The sequence below is a fragment of the Microbispora sp. H13382 genome, from assembly GCF_014161445.1.
In the GTDB taxonomy this organism is placed as follows: domain Bacteria; phylum Actinomycetota; class Actinomycetes; order Streptosporangiales; family Streptosporangiaceae; genus Microbispora.
The window spans coordinates 163,505-180,818 of sequence record NZ_JABBXA010000010.1 but is presented as its reverse complement, the minus strand read 5'-3'; the positions used below and the strand labels follow the sequence as shown (position 1 = coordinate 180,818).

20 protein-coding genes are annotated in these 17,314 nt (G+C 68.7%); 8 read left to right on the top strand and 12 right to left on the bottom strand.

The window, feature by feature from the left end; genetic code table 11:
• Nucleotides 1–148 precede the first annotated feature (148 nt).
• From HHX41_RS21420 to HHX41_RS21410, 3 genes are read left to right on the top strand one after another with little or no spacing between them, the layout of a single operon-like run.
• On the top strand, nt 149–535 hold the full coding sequence (locus HHX41_RS21420; RefSeq protein ID WP_182907414.1) for a hypothetical protein: 387 nt from the start codon (nt 149–151) through the stop codon (nt 533–535).
• Complete coding sequence (locus tag HHX41_RS21415; protein WP_310742109.1) at nt 532–999, top strand: MerR family transcriptional regulator; 468 nt, start codon at nt 532–534, stop codon at nt 997–999. Before HHX41_RS21420 ends, HHX41_RS21415 begins: the two co-directional genes overlap by 4 nt.
• Nucleotides 996–1,400 (top strand): hypothetical protein, encoded by a 405-nt coding sequence (locus HHX41_RS21410; RefSeq protein WP_182907413.1) that lies wholly within the window; start codon nt 996–998, stop codon nt 1,398–1,400. The genes HHX41_RS21415 and HHX41_RS21410 overlap by 4 nt, the downstream gene beginning before the upstream one ends.
• A gap of 36 nt (nt 1,401–1,436) precedes the next feature.
• Here HHX41_RS21410 and HHX41_RS21405 read toward each other — a convergent pair whose 3' ends face one another.
• Nucleotides 1,437–2,180, bottom strand: coding sequence for a neutral zinc metallopeptidase (locus HHX41_RS21405; RefSeq protein ID WP_182907412.1), 744 nt, complete (start codon nt 2,178–2,180; stop codon nt 1,437–1,439).
• A 147-nt stretch (nt 2,181–2,327) separates the two neighbouring features.
• Nucleotides 2,328–2,858, bottom strand: coding sequence for a hypothetical protein (locus HHX41_RS21400; protein WP_182907411.1), 531 nt, complete (start codon nt 2,856–2,858; stop codon nt 2,328–2,330).
• A gap of 410 nt (nt 2,859–3,268) precedes the next feature.
• Between HHX41_RS21400 and HHX41_RS21395 the strand changes: the two genes are divergently transcribed.
• Entirely contained in the window at nt 3,269–3,775 is a 507-nt protein-coding gene (locus HHX41_RS21395; protein ID WP_169987031.1) for a hypothetical protein, read from the top strand.
• Here HHX41_RS21395 and HHX41_RS21390 read toward each other — a convergent pair.
• From HHX41_RS21390 to HHX41_RS21375, 4 genes are all read right to left on the bottom strand, one after another.
• Complete coding sequence (locus HHX41_RS21390; protein WP_182907410.1) at nt 3,751–4,239, bottom strand: hypothetical protein; 489 nt, start codon at nt 4,237–4,239, stop codon at nt 3,751–3,753. The genes HHX41_RS21395 and HHX41_RS21390 overlap by 25 nt on opposite strands.
• Before the next feature lie 202 nt (nt 4,240–4,441).
• Nucleotides 4,442–4,645: a cold-shock protein gene (locus HHX41_RS21385; protein WP_182907409.1), complete on the bottom strand. Its 204-nt coding sequence runs from the start codon at nt 4,643–4,645 to the stop codon at nt 4,442–4,444.
• Nucleotides 4,646–4,875: 230 nt separating this feature from the next.
• The gene (locus HHX41_RS21380; RefSeq protein WP_182907408.1) at nt 4,876–5,121 is read right to left on the bottom strand and encodes a hypothetical protein; all 246 of its coding nucleotides are present in this window, start codon (nt 5,119–5,121) and stop codon (nt 4,876–4,878) included.
• Between the two features lie 94 nt (nt 5,122–5,215).
• Nucleotides 5,216–5,413 carry a hypothetical protein gene (locus tag HHX41_RS21375; RefSeq protein ID WP_182907407.1) on the bottom strand — a complete coding sequence of 66 codons (198 nt, stop codon included), beginning with the start codon at nt 5,411–5,413 and terminating at the stop codon, nt 5,216–5,218.
• A gap of 675 nt (nt 5,414–6,088) precedes the next feature.
• On the opposite strand from HHX41_RS21375, the gene HHX41_RS21370 reads away from it, so the two are divergent.
• Nucleotides 6,089–8,254 (top strand): vWA domain-containing protein, encoded by a 2,166-nt coding sequence (locus HHX41_RS21370; RefSeq protein WP_182907406.1) that lies wholly within the window; start codon nt 6,089–6,091, stop codon nt 8,252–8,254.
• A 63-nt stretch (nt 8,255–8,317) separates the two neighbouring features.
• On the opposite strand, the gene HHX41_RS21365 is transcribed toward HHX41_RS21370, so the two are convergent.
• From HHX41_RS21365 to HHX41_RS21345, 5 genes are all read right to left on the bottom strand, one after another.
• Nucleotides 8,318–8,971 carry an HAD family hydrolase gene (locus HHX41_RS21365; RefSeq protein WP_182907505.1) on the bottom strand — a complete coding sequence of 218 codons (654 nt, stop codon included), beginning with the start codon at nt 8,969–8,971 and terminating at the stop codon, nt 8,318–8,320.
• Nucleotides 8,860–10,173, bottom strand: a complete 1,314-nt coding sequence (locus tag HHX41_RS21360; protein WP_182907405.1) for a vanadium-dependent haloperoxidase — start codon at nt 10,171–10,173, stop codon at nt 8,860–8,862. The genes HHX41_RS21365 and HHX41_RS21360 overlap by 112 nt, the downstream gene beginning before the upstream one ends.
• Before the next feature lie 336 nt (nt 10,174–10,509).
• Nucleotides 10,510–10,713, bottom strand: a complete 204-nt coding sequence (locus tag HHX41_RS21355; protein ID WP_182907404.1) for a hypothetical protein — start codon at nt 10,711–10,713, stop codon at nt 10,510–10,512.
• 149 nt (nt 10,714–10,862) lie between these two features.
• Nucleotides 10,863–11,027, bottom strand: coding sequence for a hypothetical protein (locus HHX41_RS21350; RefSeq protein WP_182907403.1), 165 nt, complete (start codon nt 11,025–11,027; stop codon nt 10,863–10,865).
• Nucleotides 11,028–11,182: 155 nt separating this feature from the next.
• A complete protein-coding gene (locus HHX41_RS21345) occupies nt 11,183–11,581 on the bottom strand; it encodes an ACT domain-containing protein (RefSeq protein ID WP_182907402.1) in 399 nt (132 codons plus the stop codon).
• A gap of 31 nt (nt 11,582–11,612) precedes the next feature.
• Between HHX41_RS21345 and HHX41_RS21340 the strand changes: the two genes are divergently transcribed.
• Nucleotides 11,613–11,936, top strand: coding sequence for a hypothetical protein (locus HHX41_RS21340; RefSeq protein WP_182907401.1), 324 nt, complete (start codon nt 11,613–11,615; stop codon nt 11,934–11,936).
• Between the two features lie 190 nt (nt 11,937–12,126).
• Here the strand turns inward: HHX41_RS21340 and HHX41_RS21335 are convergent, their stop codons facing one another.
• The gene (locus HHX41_RS21335) at nt 12,127–13,149 is read right to left on the bottom strand and encodes a glycoside hydrolase family 11 protein (protein WP_182907400.1); all 1,023 of its coding nucleotides are present in this window, start codon (nt 13,147–13,149) and stop codon (nt 12,127–12,129) included.
• A gap of 768 nt (nt 13,150–13,917) precedes the next feature.
• Between HHX41_RS21335 and HHX41_RS21330 the strand changes: the two genes are divergently transcribed.
• Nucleotides 13,918–15,360: an RICIN domain-containing protein gene (locus HHX41_RS21330; RefSeq protein WP_259401178.1), complete on the top strand. Its 1,443-nt coding sequence runs from the start codon at nt 13,918–13,920 to the stop codon at nt 15,358–15,360.
• A 257-nt stretch (nt 15,361–15,617) separates the two neighbouring features.
• On the top strand, nt 15,618–17,177 hold the full coding sequence (locus HHX41_RS21325; protein ID WP_182907399.1) for an alpha-L-arabinofuranosidase B: 1,560 nt from the start codon (nt 15,618–15,620) through the stop codon (nt 17,175–17,177).
• Nucleotides 17,178–17,314: the final 137 nt, after the last annotated feature.

Sequence of the window (17,314 nt, the reverse complement as noted above, 5' to 3'; positions counted from 1 at the left end):
GCTCAGAATCGCTCCCGGGTCCGGGTTTCCGCTCAGTCATGCGGCCGCTCCGAATCCACCTGACCCCCAGGCCGCGCGCGAACGATCAGTGATTCTGGCGGCGCCGGGGGTTGCATCCGGTACCCAGGTACAGGCTTACCGTCGAGGCATGACCCAAGACATCGTCATCGACCAGGGATGGGTGCCATCCGCGTGCACACTGCCCACCGCCGAGCAGCCGCTGCGGGTGGCCGAGTTCGACGCGTTGTTCGCCGAGGCGGTCCAGGCGGTTCGGCGCGAAGAGCGTGAGCGGCTGCGACTGGACCTCGTCTTCGACCCGGAGCACGCCGCGCGAGCGGCCGAGCTGACCGTCCGGGAGAACGGCTGCTGCTCCTTCTTCACCTTCACCCTGACCGTCGCCGGCGGCGGCCTGACGCTGGACGTGGCCGTCCCGCCCGAGCATGTCGAGGTGCTGGACGCGCTGCAGGCCCGCGCCGAGCGGGCTCGCGAGGGCAGCCGCACAGGTGCGCCCGCCGGGGTGAGGCGGCCGGCGTGAAACAGGACCTCGTGCTGCAGGGCCCGGGCGATTCGTACCTGCGCAGTGGGCAGGTGGCCGAGCAGGCCGGGGTCAACATCCAGACGCTGCGCTACTACGAACGGAGAGGCCTGATCGCCGAACCCGCGCGCAGCCCCGGCGGCCACCGCGCCTACCCGCCCGAGACCGTCACTCTGCTGACGGTGATCAAAGCCGCGCAGCGGCTCGGCTTCACCCTGGAGGAGGTGGCCGAACTGCTCGACACCGGCAGGCGTGGCCACCCCACCCCGGATCTGCGGGCCCGCGCCCAGGCAAAGATCGCCGAGGTGGACGCGAAGATCGCCGATCTGACCACGATCCGCCACGCGCTGACCCAGGTGGTCACCGCCGGATGCGACAGCCTGACCCACTGCACCTGCCCCGACTGCCCGCTGCCCTTCGCCGACCTGGCCGAAGGCCGCCCCCCAAGGAGAGCTGAACGGTGAGCACCCACGACGACCACCACCGTACGCCGGTCGCGGTCCCGACCTCGGGCTCTTCGACGCAGCCCGCGAGGCGTGCGGCGGAGCCGGTCGCGGTGTCGCTCACCGCCACCGCTCACGCGTCGAAGGACCGCCCCTCCGACGACAGCGAGCCGCCGCGGCGCAGCAAGGTCGCCGCCGCGCTGGCGGTGCTGGCGTGCGCGGCCTGCTGCGCACTGCCGGTGCTGATCGGTGCCGGACTGCTGACCAGCGCGGGCGCGGCGCTGGCCGAGCAGGCGCTGCCGGCCGTGGCCGGACTGCTGCTGGCCGCCGCCGCGGGCATGTGGTGGCTGCACCGCCGCAAGACCACCCGCAACGGCAGCGCGGGGTGCGGCCCGTCCGGCTGCGGATGCGGCGGCTGCTGACCCTGTGATCACTCGGACGCCGCGGGGATGGAGCCGTCAGGCCACCTTGGCGGACGGCGCGGTCCACGTGTTGCAGGCGCCGGGGTCGCCGGTCGCGAAGCCCTGGCCTGCCCAGTAGGTGATCGACTTCCTGCTCCCGGCGTTCTTGCCCGCCCAGGCACGCATGTAGGAGAGCATGTCGTCCCAGTCCTCCCGGCCGCGGCCGAGGGACTTCCAGACGCTCGCGACGAAGGCGCTCGCGAGGCAGAAGTTCTGCAGGTTGTGTCGCCGGTACCGCTCAGCCGATTCCGCCTTGTTGCTGCGAGGAAGCACGTCCAGGCCGTGGGTGATGCCGGCCAGGTTCTGAACGTGCTCGCCGTAAAGCGAGGTCGTCAGGAAGAACAGGAACAGGTCGCCGGCACCAAGGAGGTCCTCGTCCAGCACGATCTCCATCACGTGGGAGGAGTCACAGTAGTAGCCGCCCCAGTCGTTCCACTTCGCCCCACAGAATTTCACCGGTGCCTTGGTGGCGTACACGACCTTGGGCGTGGACCACTTCAGTCCCGCTGCGTTGAATTCCCCCGTCCAGGTCCGGTTGAGGCAGGCGAGGACTCCGTTGAGGTAACTTCTCGCCGATTTCGGATCGAGCTTCTTGACGGGCTTTTCCGGACAGGCGGTGACGGGCAGGGCTCCTGCCTTGTACAGCGCGTTCTGCGTCAGCGTCTTGCTTTTCACGGGGCGGGCCTCGGCGGAAGTCGCCGGGACGAGCACCACAGCCATTGCGGAGGTGAGCGCGATCATGGTCTGTTTCACGGGCGACGAGACTACAGGCCATGCCGAGCCGAAAGCAGACAAATTCGCGTCATTTCCTGGATTCGACCTGCGGCAGGCCCGGAGCGCGCATCTCGACGCTCATCTCCGGCCGTTCCGCGGGTTCCTTGCGGTGTTTCAGGCGTGCCGAGAGGACTGTGGCGCGGGCGGACGGTCCTGGGCGAGATACCCGGGCAGATTGGCGTCACGACTCCCCGTCAGCGGCGCCAGCTCATCCCGCAGGAACGCGGCGTCCTGCCCCGGGAGCCGGAGCAGCGCCCGGCGCAGCATGATGCTCCACGCCGCCGGATTGGGGAACGCGTCGAGCCGCGCGACGAACGGCCGCAGCTCCACGCCGCTCCCCCACGGCGCCAGCCGGTCGATCCGCAGACCGCACCCGCTCGGGAAGTCACGACCGGCGATGTGCACCGGCTCGTCGAAGCGCCGGACCTCGGTCGTCACCACCGCCCGCCCGATGATCCGGCCCCTGTCCCTGGTCGGATTGCGGTACGCGCCGCGCGTGGTGTAGATCAGCAGCTCGTCACCCGGTCGTACCTGCCCGATTTCGGTTCGCGAGGTCGGCGGGAAGGCCATCCGCTGCTCGCGCAGCACCCAGGCGATGGCCTGGCGGTCACCCAGAATCAGCAGGTACGACGAGGGCTCCTTCACGATCCACAACGCTAGCGGGTCAGGCGACGGCGGCGCTCCAGCCGAAATGTCCGAGGCGGTGCCGCGCGACCTCCACCTCTTCAGGCGTGAGCGGCGCCGCGAACCCGTCCGACACGGCGGGTTAGCGCAGCAGTTTGCGGGCGGTCGCGAGGCTGCCGTGCTCGGCCGGCATGCCACCTCGGGGTCCAGCTCCAGCACGACCGGCTTGCCCTGGCCCGGCTGCAGCCCATCGGGTACAAACCAGACTCCACATGGTCCGCGAGGCCCGGTTGACGAACGAAGCGAACCCGCGATCGTGTGGTCAAGGCCCACTTGGTTGAAAAGAGCTTCCACCGGAGGGAAGGAAACCACCTCAGGCCACGTCGGCCACCCTTGGCGCGCACGTGACTACTCCATGTAACCTCCTGGCCATGACAACGATCAATCGGGGGACGCTCCTGGAGCTGGTCCGCAACCGCCCCCTGCTCGCGGCGGAGCTCCTCGGGGACGCTCTGGCCGCCGGCGACGAAGAGGCGGCCGATGGAGGAACCCTCCTGCGGCGATTCCCCCGGCCGGAACTCACCAGCGCGGACGAGCCCGCCCTGGCCGCCCGCTACCGCGAGATCGTGGCCGACGCGCGCCGGGCCCGTGCGCACCAGGCGGAAGCCGTGTTCGAGGGGTTGATCGCGTTCCTGCGTGCCCGCATCGCCGAGGATCTGAACCAGGTGGACAGGTCCGCGGACGCCGGGAAGCCCGACTCGCACAAAGCGGAGCGGGACCTGACCGCGAAGCGGGACCGCGTGGACTTCCTGGAGTCCGTACTCGTGGGCGAGCTCTACCTGGCGCTCGAGGAACACGCCCAGGCGGAGCACCTGCTGAAGCTGGAGGCATCGGCGTACAACTGGCACAGCGGCTACCAGGACAAATGGCGGCCGTGACGCACGACGGATCTCTCCGTTCCGTCCACCGTCCGGGCGAGCGTGAGCAGTGAGCGCATGCCGACCAAGGTCCTCGCGTCATCCCCCGGGCCGCCGAAGCGGACCGCGGCGATGACGACGTCATCGGCCCGAGACCACAGGTTGGTTGTGACCATCTCGGCGAGCAGCACATACTGGATGGAATGAAACCAGCCAGCGGCGCGTCCCGCCGTCACCTGCCCACAAGTCCCTTCAAGCCCCCGCCTCCTGCCCCACCTGTCGAGCAGTTCAGTGTGAACGACCAGGTCACCCATGATCGGTACGGTCTCGGCGTGGTCGTGGATGTAGAGGATGGGGTTGCTGTGATCGTCGATTTCCGATCGCAGCAGGAACGAATCACGACCCCGTACAAAAAGCTGCACAAGCTCTGAGACAGCTGCGCCGTAGGGAAGCGCGTCGCGCGAGTACGACTCCGCCGGCGGCATGCCGGCGGGCGTCCACGCACCGGCGCCCTCCCTCGCGGCCAGGATTGAATCTCCATCCGCCCTCGCGGCAAGCTCACCTGCCCAGAATGAGCAGCGGCGCTTGCAGGATCGACGAGGTGCGGCACGAGGGAGCGTCTGCCCGGACATGAGTCGGGGCCCGCGCTCGTCGAGCGCGGACCCCGAATCAGATGCGGGCCTGGGTTCAGGCGGGCACGATGTTCTCGGCCTGGGGGCCCTTCTGGCCCTGGGTGATGTCGAACGACACCTTCTGGCCCTCCTGCAGCTCACGGTAGCCGCGGGCGGCGATGTTCGAGTAGTGGGCGAAGACGTCGGGGCCGCCACCCTCCTGCTCGATGAAGCCGAAGCCCTTTTCCGCGTTGAACCACTTCACGGTTCCGATAGCCATAATGAATCTCCTTTATCAGGGACCGAACCGAAATCCGCACCGCGCGGATCCCGTGTCGCCGGATGAGGCCCCCTCCGGAGATGGCCGGGAAAACAAAAATGCGCCTGAAGGTCACATACCGTCAGGCGCACACAAGTTTCATGGGTACCACAACTGCAACGCCATGTACGCTACCACACCCCTGGGGTGATGCGTGCAGAAGTTTGATGTCCCTTCCGGCGGCGGGCGGCTCAGGATGCCGGACAGCGGTGCGACTCGGCCGCGCGGTAGCGCTCGGTCAGCCACTCCCGCGCCTCCCCCGCCGAGCCCGGAGAGACGTCGATGCGGGTGCGGGGCTTGAGCAGCCAGTCGCACGTCGGCGGCAGCGGCGAGGCCAGGAACGGCCCGGGATCACCGGAGGGCGGGGGCAGGCCGCGTTCGGCCTCGTTGCGGCGGTCGTCGCCGACTCCCGTCCAGAAGTAGCAGCGCGGATGCATGAGGACCCTCGGACGTGGTCGTTACAGTGGGTGCGGGGTGCGGTCCCTGCCTGCTATCACCGGGCAGGGGCCGCACCCCGCCTCGTCGAGGCGGCTACAGGTTGGCGGTCATACCGGCCGCGTGAAGCTCGTCGCCCGTGAAGCGGAGCGTTCCGGCGTCCGGCCACCCGTACGCCTCCTCGTGACGCCACCATCCGGCCGTCCAGGACACGAGCAGCACGTCGTGACGAGCGAGGGCGCGGCGGCGGAACTGGTAGACGCGGCCGCAGCGGACCGGTTCGTAGGAGGTCATCTGGCAGACGCCGGAGTGGGCGACGACCCGGCCGCGTCCGAGGCACTCCCCGATCCACCACAACCTGGTGCGGCCGGATGCGGCGACCGGTTGAACCTGCCAGGCCTCTGCAGCCGGAAATGCGTGGGTCTGTTTGGACGCCCACGGTTGAGGACGCCGCGATTGCGCCTCGCCGAGGTGCCGGAGTCATGACCGGAAGCCGGCGTATCCGTCGGATCCGACCGATGCCGAATGGACTGGGGAGCTGTCGGTCGACTCTGCGGCGATGCTCATAACCGCGATTCAGACGGTCCAGAGGACGGGAAACGGCCGCTCTTTTCTCAGCGGCAAACGGCCGATCACGCATTTCATTCGGCGTATCTGAAAAAGATTCACTACTCGCAGGCACCTCTCACCGGCAAGGGGTGGCCGACTGTGGCCAGTCGGGAACTTGCTGTAAGTGGCCTATTTACATCTATTCAATGACCAGTCACCATATGACCGTGGCCACACCCCCTCGCTGATCAGCGGCTGCGCCGAAAAGGTCGCCGAGGTCGTCAACAAATGCAATTTGGTAACCGATTGCGCCGACACGCGAGGAGAGGACGTCCCGGGGTGGCGCAATCATAGAAATTCTGCACGGCCAGCAATCCCGAATTCGTTGTGGCATAACGCCACACCAGAAGGAATGACACCGTGAGAACGACGCGAAGATTACGGGCCGCCGTGTGCGTGGCGGTGGCCGGTGCGATGCTGGTGGCCGGAGTGGGGACGGCGTCCGCCGCGCCCGGGGTCACCCCGGCGAACGTGAAGCTGGAACTGGCTCCGGGCGGATCGACGACGATCGCCAAGACCGTGTCCACTCCGGCGGTCCCCCCCAAGCCGGATATCACCTTCCTGATCGACACAACGGGGAGCATGGGCGGGGTCATCTCGAACGTGCGGACCAATGCGAACACCATCTTGTCCACCGTCGCTTCGGCGCAGCCGGACGCGCAGTTCGCGGTCGCCGAGTACAAGGACATGGGGGACGCGACGCCGTTCCGGGTGGCGCAGAACCTCACCGCCAATCAGACCGACGTCACCAACGGTCTCAACTCGCTGGTCGCGTCGGGCGGCGGCGACTTCCCCGAGGACGGCATCAACGGTCTGTTCCAGGTCGCGTCCGGGGCGGTCGCCTTCCGGTCGAACAGCACCCGGATCGTGCTGCTGATCGGGGACGCCCCCAGCCATGACCCCAGCAACGGCCACACGCTGGCCAATGCGATCAGCGCCCTGCAGGCGGCCGACATCACCGTGCTCGCGTTCGACCTGTCCGGGCTGAACTCGACCGGGCAGGCGACCGCGATCACCGATGCCACGGATGGACAGCTGTTCTCCGGCCTCAACGCCTCGGAGGTCAGCGACACCATCCTGGCGGCCCTGCACAACCTGCCGGTCACGGTCACCCACCAGCTGCGCGACTGCGATCCGAACCTGTCGGTGTCCCTGACCCCGGGCAGCCGTACGGTGACCAGCGGCGATGACGCCACCTTCACCGAGACCGTCTCCGTCGGCGCCGGAGCCACACCGGGAAGCACCCTTACCTGCAGGGTGGACTTCCTGCTCAACGGCGTCCTGTCACCAGGTTTCACTGAAACGATCACCGAACACGTTCCGAAGGTGACCCCGTCGATCGCCACAACGCCGTCGGGCCAGGTGCCCGCGGGCGGGAACGTCTCGGATACGGCGACCCTGTCCGGTGGGTTCCATCCGACGGGCACCGTCACGTTCGAGCTGTTCGGGCCTGGTGACACCGACTGTGCGACGCCCATCGAGACGCGTACCGGGACGGTGTCGGGCAGCGGCACCGCCGCGTCCGGGAACATCGCCGCGGGCGGGGTGGGTACCTACCGGTGGGTGGCCTCCTACAGCGGCGATGACGCCAACAACCCGGTCACCTCCGAGTGCGGCGATGAAGAGGTCGTGGTCGTCAAGGCGACCCCGGGCATCGCCACCACCCCATCGGGGTCCGTGCCGGCCGGTGGCGCCGTGTCCGACACCGCCACCATCTCCGGCGGGTTCCACCCCACCGGTACCGTGACGTTCAAGCTGTACGCCCCCGGCGACACCGACTGCACGACGCCGATCGCCACCCGCACCGACGACCTGTCCGGCAGCGGCACCGCCGCATCCGGCAACGTGACCATCGGCGCGGCCGGCACCTACCGGTGGACCGCCACCTACGGCAGCGACGCCAACAACAACTCCGTCACCTCACCGTGCAGCGACGAACACGTCACCGTCACGCCGCAGCGGCTGACCGGACGGGCCTACGGCCTGACCGCCAGCGCCGCCCTGGCCGGCATCCAACTGGTCAACATCGCACGCACCCCCGACACCGGCCCCATCTCCACCACTTCGACCGGCGCCACCTCGGTGCCCTGCACCGCCACCCTCAGCGGGCTGATCAGCGCGCACGCCCTGTGCGCCAAGGTCGCCACCACTGAGTTCCCCGGCAAGTCCGTGGCCACCGCCTCCATCGACGACACCACCATCGGAATCACCGGCATCCCGGTGATCACCGTCGGGGCCATCAAATCCAGCTCCACCACCACCTGCGACGGCTCCACCGGAACCACCACGATCGCCTCTCTCAAGGTCGGCAACACGGTGGTCATCGCAGAACCCACCAATGTCCAACCGAACACCACGGTCAACGTCGGTGTCGTCAAGCTCGTCCTCAACGAGCAGATTCCATTCACCACGCCCGACAAGGGCCTGACCGTCAACGCCGTCCACGTCACCGTCGACGCCCTCGGGCTGGCCAAGACCAACGTCGTCCTGGCCTCCGCCGAAAGCGACATCGGCAACTGTCCGTGACCTTAATGAATCACCACCAAGGCCGGGCGGATCGCCGTAGCTCCGCCCGGCCCCGGCCGCGCTTCAGGCGGGTTGAGTCCGTGCAGTCAGGTCCACTTCTCGCCTGTGGCAAAGGCCAGGATGCCCTGGGGTGGCGTCGACCCGCTCGGCGGCAAGCAGATAGGGGCCGGGAGAGGGCTTGCCCTGCTCGACCGCCGCCGCGTCCACGATGACCTCGGGTACGGGCAACCCTGTGCGGGCGAAGCGCCCACGAACCCGGTGGGCGTAGTTCGACGTCACCAGCGCCCACGAGCCCGGCGGCAGGGCATGCAGCAACGCCGACGCGCCATCGAAAGCCGTGTAGACGCCGGACCGCACGTCCTCGTCCTCCAGTTCGTGCAGCGCGGCCAGGCAAGCACGCGGATCCCGGTCCGGCGCGACGAGAGCGAAGGTCTCCACCGGCCGGGTCCGCAGCGCGACGCGATAGACCTCGTCGGGATCCAGGCCGAACCGCACCGCCCATGCCGCCCAAACTCGCCGCTGGTTGTCCAGGGCATCGATAAGAGTGCCGTCGACGTCGAAGAAGACGCATCTCCTGGCCGCAGGAGTCTCCTGCGTGGTGGGCTCTACCGGCTCCTCGGCCTCTGCTTGAAATAGTGCGTGACCATGTAGGCGGTGACCTGCGCACCGATCTTCGCGCCCTGCACGTCCGCCGTACGGGTGTGGATGCCGCCCCAGACTCGGGCCTCGACGACCTCGGCGAGCGCCTGGGAGAAACCGCGGAAATACCTGGTCGTACCCGAGTCGGCGCTGTAGCCGCTGAAGGGGATGTCATCCCGTCCGAAGAAGTACCTCAGCGCCGACATGCTCGCCGCGGTGAAACAGGTGTGCCCGGACGTGTAGTCGGGGTGCGGCGGCGTGACGAGCAGCGGCGTCCACTCGGGGTCGGCGGACGTCTCCGGGTTGCCGTCCGTGTCGGCCAGCCGGATCGCGGTGACCGGCCGCCAGAAGTTCCATGCCGCCTTCTCGTTGTAGCAGGCGATTGTGGCGTCGGCTTCGGCCAGGTCGACCATGGCGAACATCCGCGCCGTCTGAAGGGTGTTCAGTCGCTGCCGCGTCGCGAGCTGGCGCTTGATCTCCCATTCGGCCAGATGCCGGTCGTGCCACCAGATCGCGGCCTTCGTCTGGTCGGCCGTCCTGACCGTGCTGGTCGCCGAGCCGACCGTCTTGACTTCGTTGAAGTCCCGGGCGTACCGGCGGCTGGTGAGCGCCGGCGGGCCGGACGTACGGAACATGGACGCCCTCGGGATGAGGAACGGCTTGAGGTGACCGACCCAGGCCCCGTCCGAGGCGAACGCGGGCGGCGCCGGCCGCCACTGACCAGGGCGGGTGCCCACGGGCCAGGTCTGGTCGCCGAACGCCCCGTCGTTCCGCCGCGCTGCGATCATCGCATCGGCCGCCTGCGTGCCCACGCTGATTCCACGCTGTTTCGCGGCGCCGTCGGGTACCGCGCCCAGCGACTCGTCGTACTGGGCCTTCAAGCTCGCCTGCTGGTCGGGAAACAGCGCGTGCAGCACCAGGTAGCCCGCGGTCGCGACGGCCGCGTCCGTCGACTCGGTGCCATCGGCGGCCGGTGCGACCAGGTATGGCTGGTAGGGAGCACCGGCGATCGCGTTCACCGCGTCGTAGACCGCTCCGTGGACCATCGCGAAGCTACGCGCCTGGACCTGCGGCTGCTGACCGGCGATGTCCCAGATCGCGGTCTGAGCGTTCCGGTCCCAGACGATGACGGCGTTGGCGGAGGAGCCCGGATCCCGTGCGTACGCGGGAGATGAGCCCAGCGCGATCGGCGACCCGGCGGCGATGACCCCGGCGACGGCCGCCCAGACGACCGTGGGCCGCAGAGCGGCTGCCCGGCATGCAGCAAATGGGCTGAACATGAACGCAAACTACTATGCCGATAAAAGACGTCACAGTGGCAAAGGCGCCGGAAAACCGATTTCGACCCAACCGGAATCAAGTCCGTGACCGTGTGTGCTCTTCATCTTGATCATGCTGGGCGAGGTCACGCCAGCCGGGAACGGCGGCGCTGGGGGCTCCTATCGGTTGCGGCATACCCACGGGACAGAGCTGATCCGGGGGCCTCAGGAAGGTGCCGTAAAAGACCTTTCTGTGTCAGCGAAACCCACGCAGGCTACCTCCGCTCGCGAGCCCTTGGAATCCCGGCCTCTCCAGGAAGGGAAAAGGCCGAGAAGGTACTCCTCTCGCTTAACAGCTCACATGTGTCCGGTGCCGACACAGCCGGGACAGGGCGTCCAGCCGTCGGCCCGGGCCTCCGCTTCGGACATCCGCAGGACGTTGTGCAGGCGGTTGCCCTGGCTTTCGCTGCCGAGCCGGCCGGCCAGCCACATGGGGCATTCCTCGCTGACGTGGTAACGGTCACTGCCCCTCGTGGTGATCACCTGGGGAAGGTCTGACATCCCTTCGCTCCTTTCGCAGCGCCGGGTGGGCAGGGAGGAGTTTCCCTGCCCCTCACCGATACTGCTGGTCAAGGCAATCGCTCTGGTTCCTGCGGATGCGCCGAGGCGCACTCGAACTATGACCGCTGTCGGGGAGAGCCGCTACCGGTTCAGAACAGGCCGGGCGGGGCGGCTTCGGGGTCCTTGCGGGCGCGGGCGGGCTTGGCCGGCTTGGGCGGCGAGTTGGTCGCTGTACGCGGTCGGCACTGGGTGGTCGGCGAGAGCAGCACGCTGCCGACCCCGCAGAGCGTCGAGGACGGCCGGTACGGCGACATGCTGGAGGTCGCCTGGGAGATCGGGCCCGGTCGCAGGGTGCTGCCCGGGGCATGCTGGTCCGCTACGAGCAGGACCAGCGAAACCCCGGACCTTAGCTTCGGGTGCCCATGCTGCGACCGCCTGCGGGGAGGGCGGCGGTCCCGCCGGTGAGTCGTCAGGCGGACCGCCGGGCGAGGTCCTCCAGCACCTCGACCGCCTCGCCGGCGCGCTCGTACGGCACGAAGAGGTGGTCGTGGTGGAATCCGGCGACGACGTTGCAGCTCAGGCCCGCGGCGGCGAGTGCCTGCGCGAAGGCGGCGGTCAGGCCGACGGCTTCGAGTGCCGAGTGGACGCGCAGCGTGATCCAGCCCGCCACGTAGTCGTACGTCAGTCCTGCCGCGTCGGCGTCCCGCTGCGGCAGGACCAGTGTCAGGCCCTCCTCCTCGGCGACCGTGACGACGGGCCTGACGCCCGGCGGGACGTCGCCGTCGACCGTGGTGAACACGTAGCGGCCAGGGTTGAGCCGCGGGCGCATCGTGGTCAGCAGCGTGTGCAGATCGGTCTCACCGGTCACGCACCGCACCCTACAAGCCTCCTGTCAGCACGTGGCCCTGCGCGCCGCCGATGTCGCGCGGCGACTTCCGGAGGAGGAGGACGCGGCCGCGCGGGCCGGGCGGTGCCTGGTGCTGGCCGGTCCCGCCACGTGCCGCCTCGGCGAGACCGGGGAGGGGCTCGATCTGCTCCGCCGGGCGGTGGCGCTCCTCGACGCCGCCGGCGGCACCGACGTCCTGCCGGACCTCGGACAGGCCCTGCACATGACGGCCGTGATGTCCTCAGGCGACGAGGCGTACGGCGCCGCCGAGCGGGCCGTCGCCTGCTACCGGCGGCTCGACCGGGAGACGCCGGGGACACGGCGCGCCTCGTGCTGACCCTGGTCCTGCTCGCGCGCCGCGCCGCCTCTCCGGGACACCGGTCGCGACCGGGGGCTGACGGTCCGGTGCGCCGTCGGCGGATGTCGTCGCCGATCCGCCTCCGGCCGCGCAGCGAAGTGGCGCGGCGGTCATGGACCGCCGCGCCACGCGTTGGGTGTTGCGGTGTTGCGGTTCTACAGGGCGAGGATCAGCTCGCGCTGCAGGAGACGGACGGCCAGGTGTAGTTGCCGTTGTGCTGGATGGTCACACCGAAGTTGTTGCCGCTGCCGTTGGGCCGGGCGACCAGTTGCTGCGCGCTGGGGTAGCTGGCGCTGATGTTCCAGGTGGCGATGACCTTCGCCGGGGACGGGACGTTCATCGTCACGGTCCAGTTGCTGGAGCCGCTGACCGAGACGTTGAGGTTGTAGCGGTCGCTCCACGACTGGCCGGCGGACAGCGTCGCGGTGCAGCCACCGCCTCCGCCACCACCGCCACCGCCACCGCCGCCACCGCCGCCACCGCCGCCGTCGCCGCCGGAGGTGCCGCCGACGGTCACGTTGGAGCTTCCGCTGCTCTGGTAGCCCTCGGTGGCGAGGATCTGGTAGTCGTGGCTGCCCAGGTTCATGCCGTAACGGGCCCACGCGTCGAAGTGGTTGCCGGCGGTGATGGTACCGCCGGTCTTCTTCTGCTGCCGGACGCTCCAGTACTGGTTGAAGGTCTTGTTGCCCTCGATGGAGGGGGCGTTGTAGCGGGTGGTCTGGTAGATGTCGTAGGTGCCGCCGTCGGTGGTGACGGTGCCCTTGTAGGTGCCGGTGGGCCGGTAGGTGCCCCAGTTGTCGACGATGTAGTACTCGACGAGCGGGTTCCTCGTCCACCCGTACAGCGTCAGGTAGGCGTTGCCCGACGGGTTGAAGCTGCCGGAGTAGGTCACGGTCCTGCGTCCGCCGGTGCTCCAGCCCTTACCGGCGACGAAGTTGCCGGTGTTGCGCCAGGAGGTGCTGTAGTTGCCGCCGGACCCCAGCTCCATGGACACGGTGCCCTGGCTGTCGGTCCAGAACGAGTAGAAGTACCCGTTGTTGGTGCCCGTCTGGTTCGTGGTCACGGCCGCGTTGGCGATGCCGGGCGACAGAATCGCCACGGCCAGCGCCGCGGCCACGGTGCAGGCTCGGACGACCAGCCGTCTGATGCGGCCGCGTCTGCGGCCTCTCCAGTGCAAGGGGGCATCGATCATGTGCGCGCTTCCTCCTCGAGAAGGCTGACGGGGGGCGGGTGACGTGCGAAGAGTCGGCGGGGCCGTCAGTGGGCGGGCCGTGGCCACCGGCACTCACCGTCACACGCAACCGAAAACTATCGGAACATCGGCGAAAGTATCGGACCAGTCTTGTCCAGTTGTCAACGATTCCCGTAATGCCGCGGAAACCTTATGCTGGAGGCAACGCACGTCAGCCCTGTTCGAAGCAGCGGACAACCGGGGACACTCGTCCGGGAAACGCCCCGCAACCAGGCCGAAAGCCATTGAAACTTTCAGATGACCGGACGACCGCGGTGGAGCGCGTCGCCCGGCATCCACAGCTCGCCGTCGTCCGGCCGCACACCGCGAGCGGGGGACGCCGCCGGCATGCCGGAGCGGCCGCGTCCGCCCCAGGCGGGGCGGGGACGGCGCACGGAGACCGGGGCGGGCTCTGAAAGTTTCAGGGTCGCGCGTCCCCCAGCCGCCTCAGTCGCCGGGAACGTGCCACGTCCGCCGCGCACGCCGTGCAGCAGGGAAAACGCGCCACCAACCGTCGTACGGCGAGCCGCCGTGGCCCCGGTGCCCACCTGTGGCGACGTCGTCCGCACCCCGGCGGCCGGATCGCCCGGCCCGGGGCGTCGGTCTTGACGCACCCCCGTCAAGGGCCAACACTGAGCGCACCACCCCCCCGATACCGACTGTGAGATTTCGGCGTCTTCGCACCTCGGGAGATGTTGTTAACGCTCACAATCGCAGGAGGCACCCCCCATGAACCTCCTTTCGCCCGTACGCCCCGCCGTGGCGGCGGTGGTCGCGATGCTGCTGGCTCTGGGCCTCGGCATCCTCGCCTCGGGTCCGGCCCGTGCTGCGGCGATCGACACGAACGCGTCGTACGTGCTGGTCAACCGCAACAGCGGCAAGGCCCTGGACGTCTACAACATGGCCACCAACGACGGCGCTCCGCTGGTCCAGTGGGCCCGCAACGACGGCGCCTGGCAGCAGTGGCAGTTCGTCGACTCCGGCGGCGGCTACTACCGCCTCAAGTCCCGCCACAGCGGCAAGGTCGTCGACGTCTCCGGCCGCTCCACCGCCGACGGCGCCGACGTCATCCAGTACACCGACAAGAACGCCACCAACCAGCAGTTCCGCGTCGTCGACACCGACAACGGCCACATCAAGCTGATCAACCGCAACAGCGGCAAGGCCCTCGAAGTCTGGGAGTGGTCCACCGCCGACGGCGGCCGCATCTCCCAATACACCGACCTGGGCGGCGCCAACCAGCAGTGGCAGCTCGTCAAGATCGGTGGGGGTACGAGCACACCGCCGCCCTCCTACCCGAACCCCGGTGCGGTGAACGGCGACGTCACCACGCACGACCCGGAGGTGACCAAGAGGCCGGACGGGAGCTACCTGCTCGCCTACACCGGCAACGGCATCCAGCTCAAGACCTCCACCGACCGGACCACCTGGCGCAACGCGGGCGCGGCGTTCCCCGGCGGGGCCTCCTGGGCGCACGGGTACACCAACGGGAGCAACGAGCTGTGGGCGCCGGACATCACCTACGTCAACGGCAAGTACTACATGTACTACTCGGCCTCGACCTTCGGCTCCAACCACTCGGGCATCTTCCTGGCCACCAGCACGACCGGGGCGTCCGGATCGTGGACCAACCAGGGCCTGGTCATCGAGTCGAACACCTCCGACAACTGGAACGCCATCGACCCCAACCTGGTCGTCGACGACCAGGGCCGCTGGTGGCTCGACTTCGGCTCGTTCTGGTCGGGGATCAAGATGATCCAGCTCGACCCGGCCACCGGCAAGCGGTCGAACAGCACGATCCTCAGCATCTCGGGCCGTAACGGCGGCGCGATCGAGGCGCCGTTCATCTACCGGCACGGCGGCTACTACTACCAGTTCGTCTCCTTCGACCTGTGCTGCAGGGGCGCGTCCAGCACCTACCGCATCATGGTGGGTCGCTCGACCTCGGTCACCGGTCCGTACGTCGACCGGAACGGAACGGCGATGACGTCCGGCGGCGGCACGCAGATCCTGGCCGGCCACGGGAGCATCCACGGCCCCGGTCACCAGGCCGTGCTCGCCGACAGCGACGGAGACGTCCTCTTCTACCACTGGTACGCCGACGACGGGTCCTCGCGCCTCGGCATCAACAAGCTCGGCTGGGACGGCGCGGGCTGGCCCTACGTCTACTGACCCGCGGGCCAGGCGATTCCGGCTCCGGCACGCAGTTGAGGCTCGTCCGGAGCCCTCGCCGACTCGTCGGCGTGCCGTTCCGCCCGGCGATCCCGGCCCGCCACCCACGGCACGCCGGCTACGTGCTGCGCGTCGAGACCCCGTCTCCTCCGGTTCGAGCACCTCGGACAGGCAGGACGCCGCCTTCCGTCTCGGCTACCGAGACGGCCCCCGGATTTCCACCACCACCACCATCCAGAAAGGCACGGAGGACCAGCATGATCTCCGACTTACGGCGCCTGAGGAAGGCACTGTTGTCCGCGGGCGCGGCGGTCGCGCTCTCCGCCGGTCTGCTGGCCGGCGTCGCCACGCCGTCGCAGGCCGCCGGGCAGGGTCCGTGTGACATCTACGCCGCGGGCGGCACGCCGTGTGTGGCGGCGCACAGCACGACCCGCGCCCTGTACGGCAACTACAGCGGCCCGCTTTACCAGGTGCGCCGCTCCTCCGACAACGCCACCCGCGACATCGGCGTGCTGAGCGCGGGCGGGGTCGCCGACGCCGCCGCGCAGGACTCGTTCTGCACCGGCACGACCTGCCTGATCACGATCATCTACGACCAGTCCGGCCGTAACAACCGGCTCACCCAGGCTCCTCCCGGCGGGTTCTCCGGTCCGGCGGCGGGCGGGTACGACAACCTCGCGGTCGCGACCGCCGCGCCGATCACGGTCGGCGGGCACAAGGCGTACGGCGTGTACGTCGCCCCCGGCACGGGCTACCGCAACAACACCACCAACGGCGTGGCCAAGGGCGACCAGCCCGAGGGCATGTACGCCGTCTTCGACGGCACCCACTACAACGGCGGCTGCTGCTTCGACTACGGCAACGCCGAGACCAACAGCCGCGACAACGGCAACGGCACCATGGAGGCCATCTACTTCGGCAACAACAAGGTCTGGGGCTACGGCGCCGGCAACGGCCCCTGGATCATGGCCGACCTCGAGAACGGCCTGTTCTCCGGCGTCAACCAGAAGTACAACGCGGGCAACCCGTCCATCAGCCACCGCTTCCTGACCGCGATCGTCAAGGGCGAGCCCAACCACTGGGCCATCCGCGGCGGCAACGCCGAATCCGGCGGCCTGGGCACCTTCTACAACGGCGTGCGGCCCAACGTCCCGGGCTACAACCCGATGAAGAAGGAAGGCGCGATCATCCTCGGCATCGGCGGCGACAACAGCGTCGGCGCGAGGGGCACGTTCTACGAGGGCGTCATGACCTCGGGCTACCCGTCCGACGCCACCGAGAACGCCGTGCAGGCCAACATCGTGGCCGCCGGATACTCCACGTCCACCGGCGGCGCCCAGAACGGCACGCTCACCCCCGGCTCGGCGATCTCGCTGCGCGCGACGACGTCCGGCTACACCGACCGCTACATCCGGCACCAGAACGACCAGGTCCTCACGTCGGTGATCACCTCGTCCAGCTCGTCCCTCGACAAGAGCGACGCCACCTGGATCGTGCGCAGCGGCCTGGCCAGCGGGTCGTGCGTGTCGTTCGAGTCGAGGAACTACCCCGGCGACTATCTGCGCCACCAGAACTACCAGCTCTACCGGCAGCGCGACGACGGCAGCGCGCTGTTCGCGGCGGACGCCACATTCTGCCCGCAAGCCGGTAAGAGCGGCCAGGGCACGTCGTTCGCCTCCTACAACTTCCCGACCCGGTTCCTCCGCCACTACAACAACATCGTCTACATCGCGAGCAACGGCGGCTCGAACACCTTCGACAACGCCACCGCGTGGAACGCCGACGTGAGCTGGGTCGTCTCCCAGCCCTGGGGGTAGATTCCCGCGACCACCGAAGCCGTCCCCGGTCCGCCGGGGGCGGCTTCCCGTCTTCACGGGGAGTTACCGATGTTGTCAGGATTTCGGATGGTTACATGTAGAAATCGTTCCGACATCACTGAGATAACAGAATGATC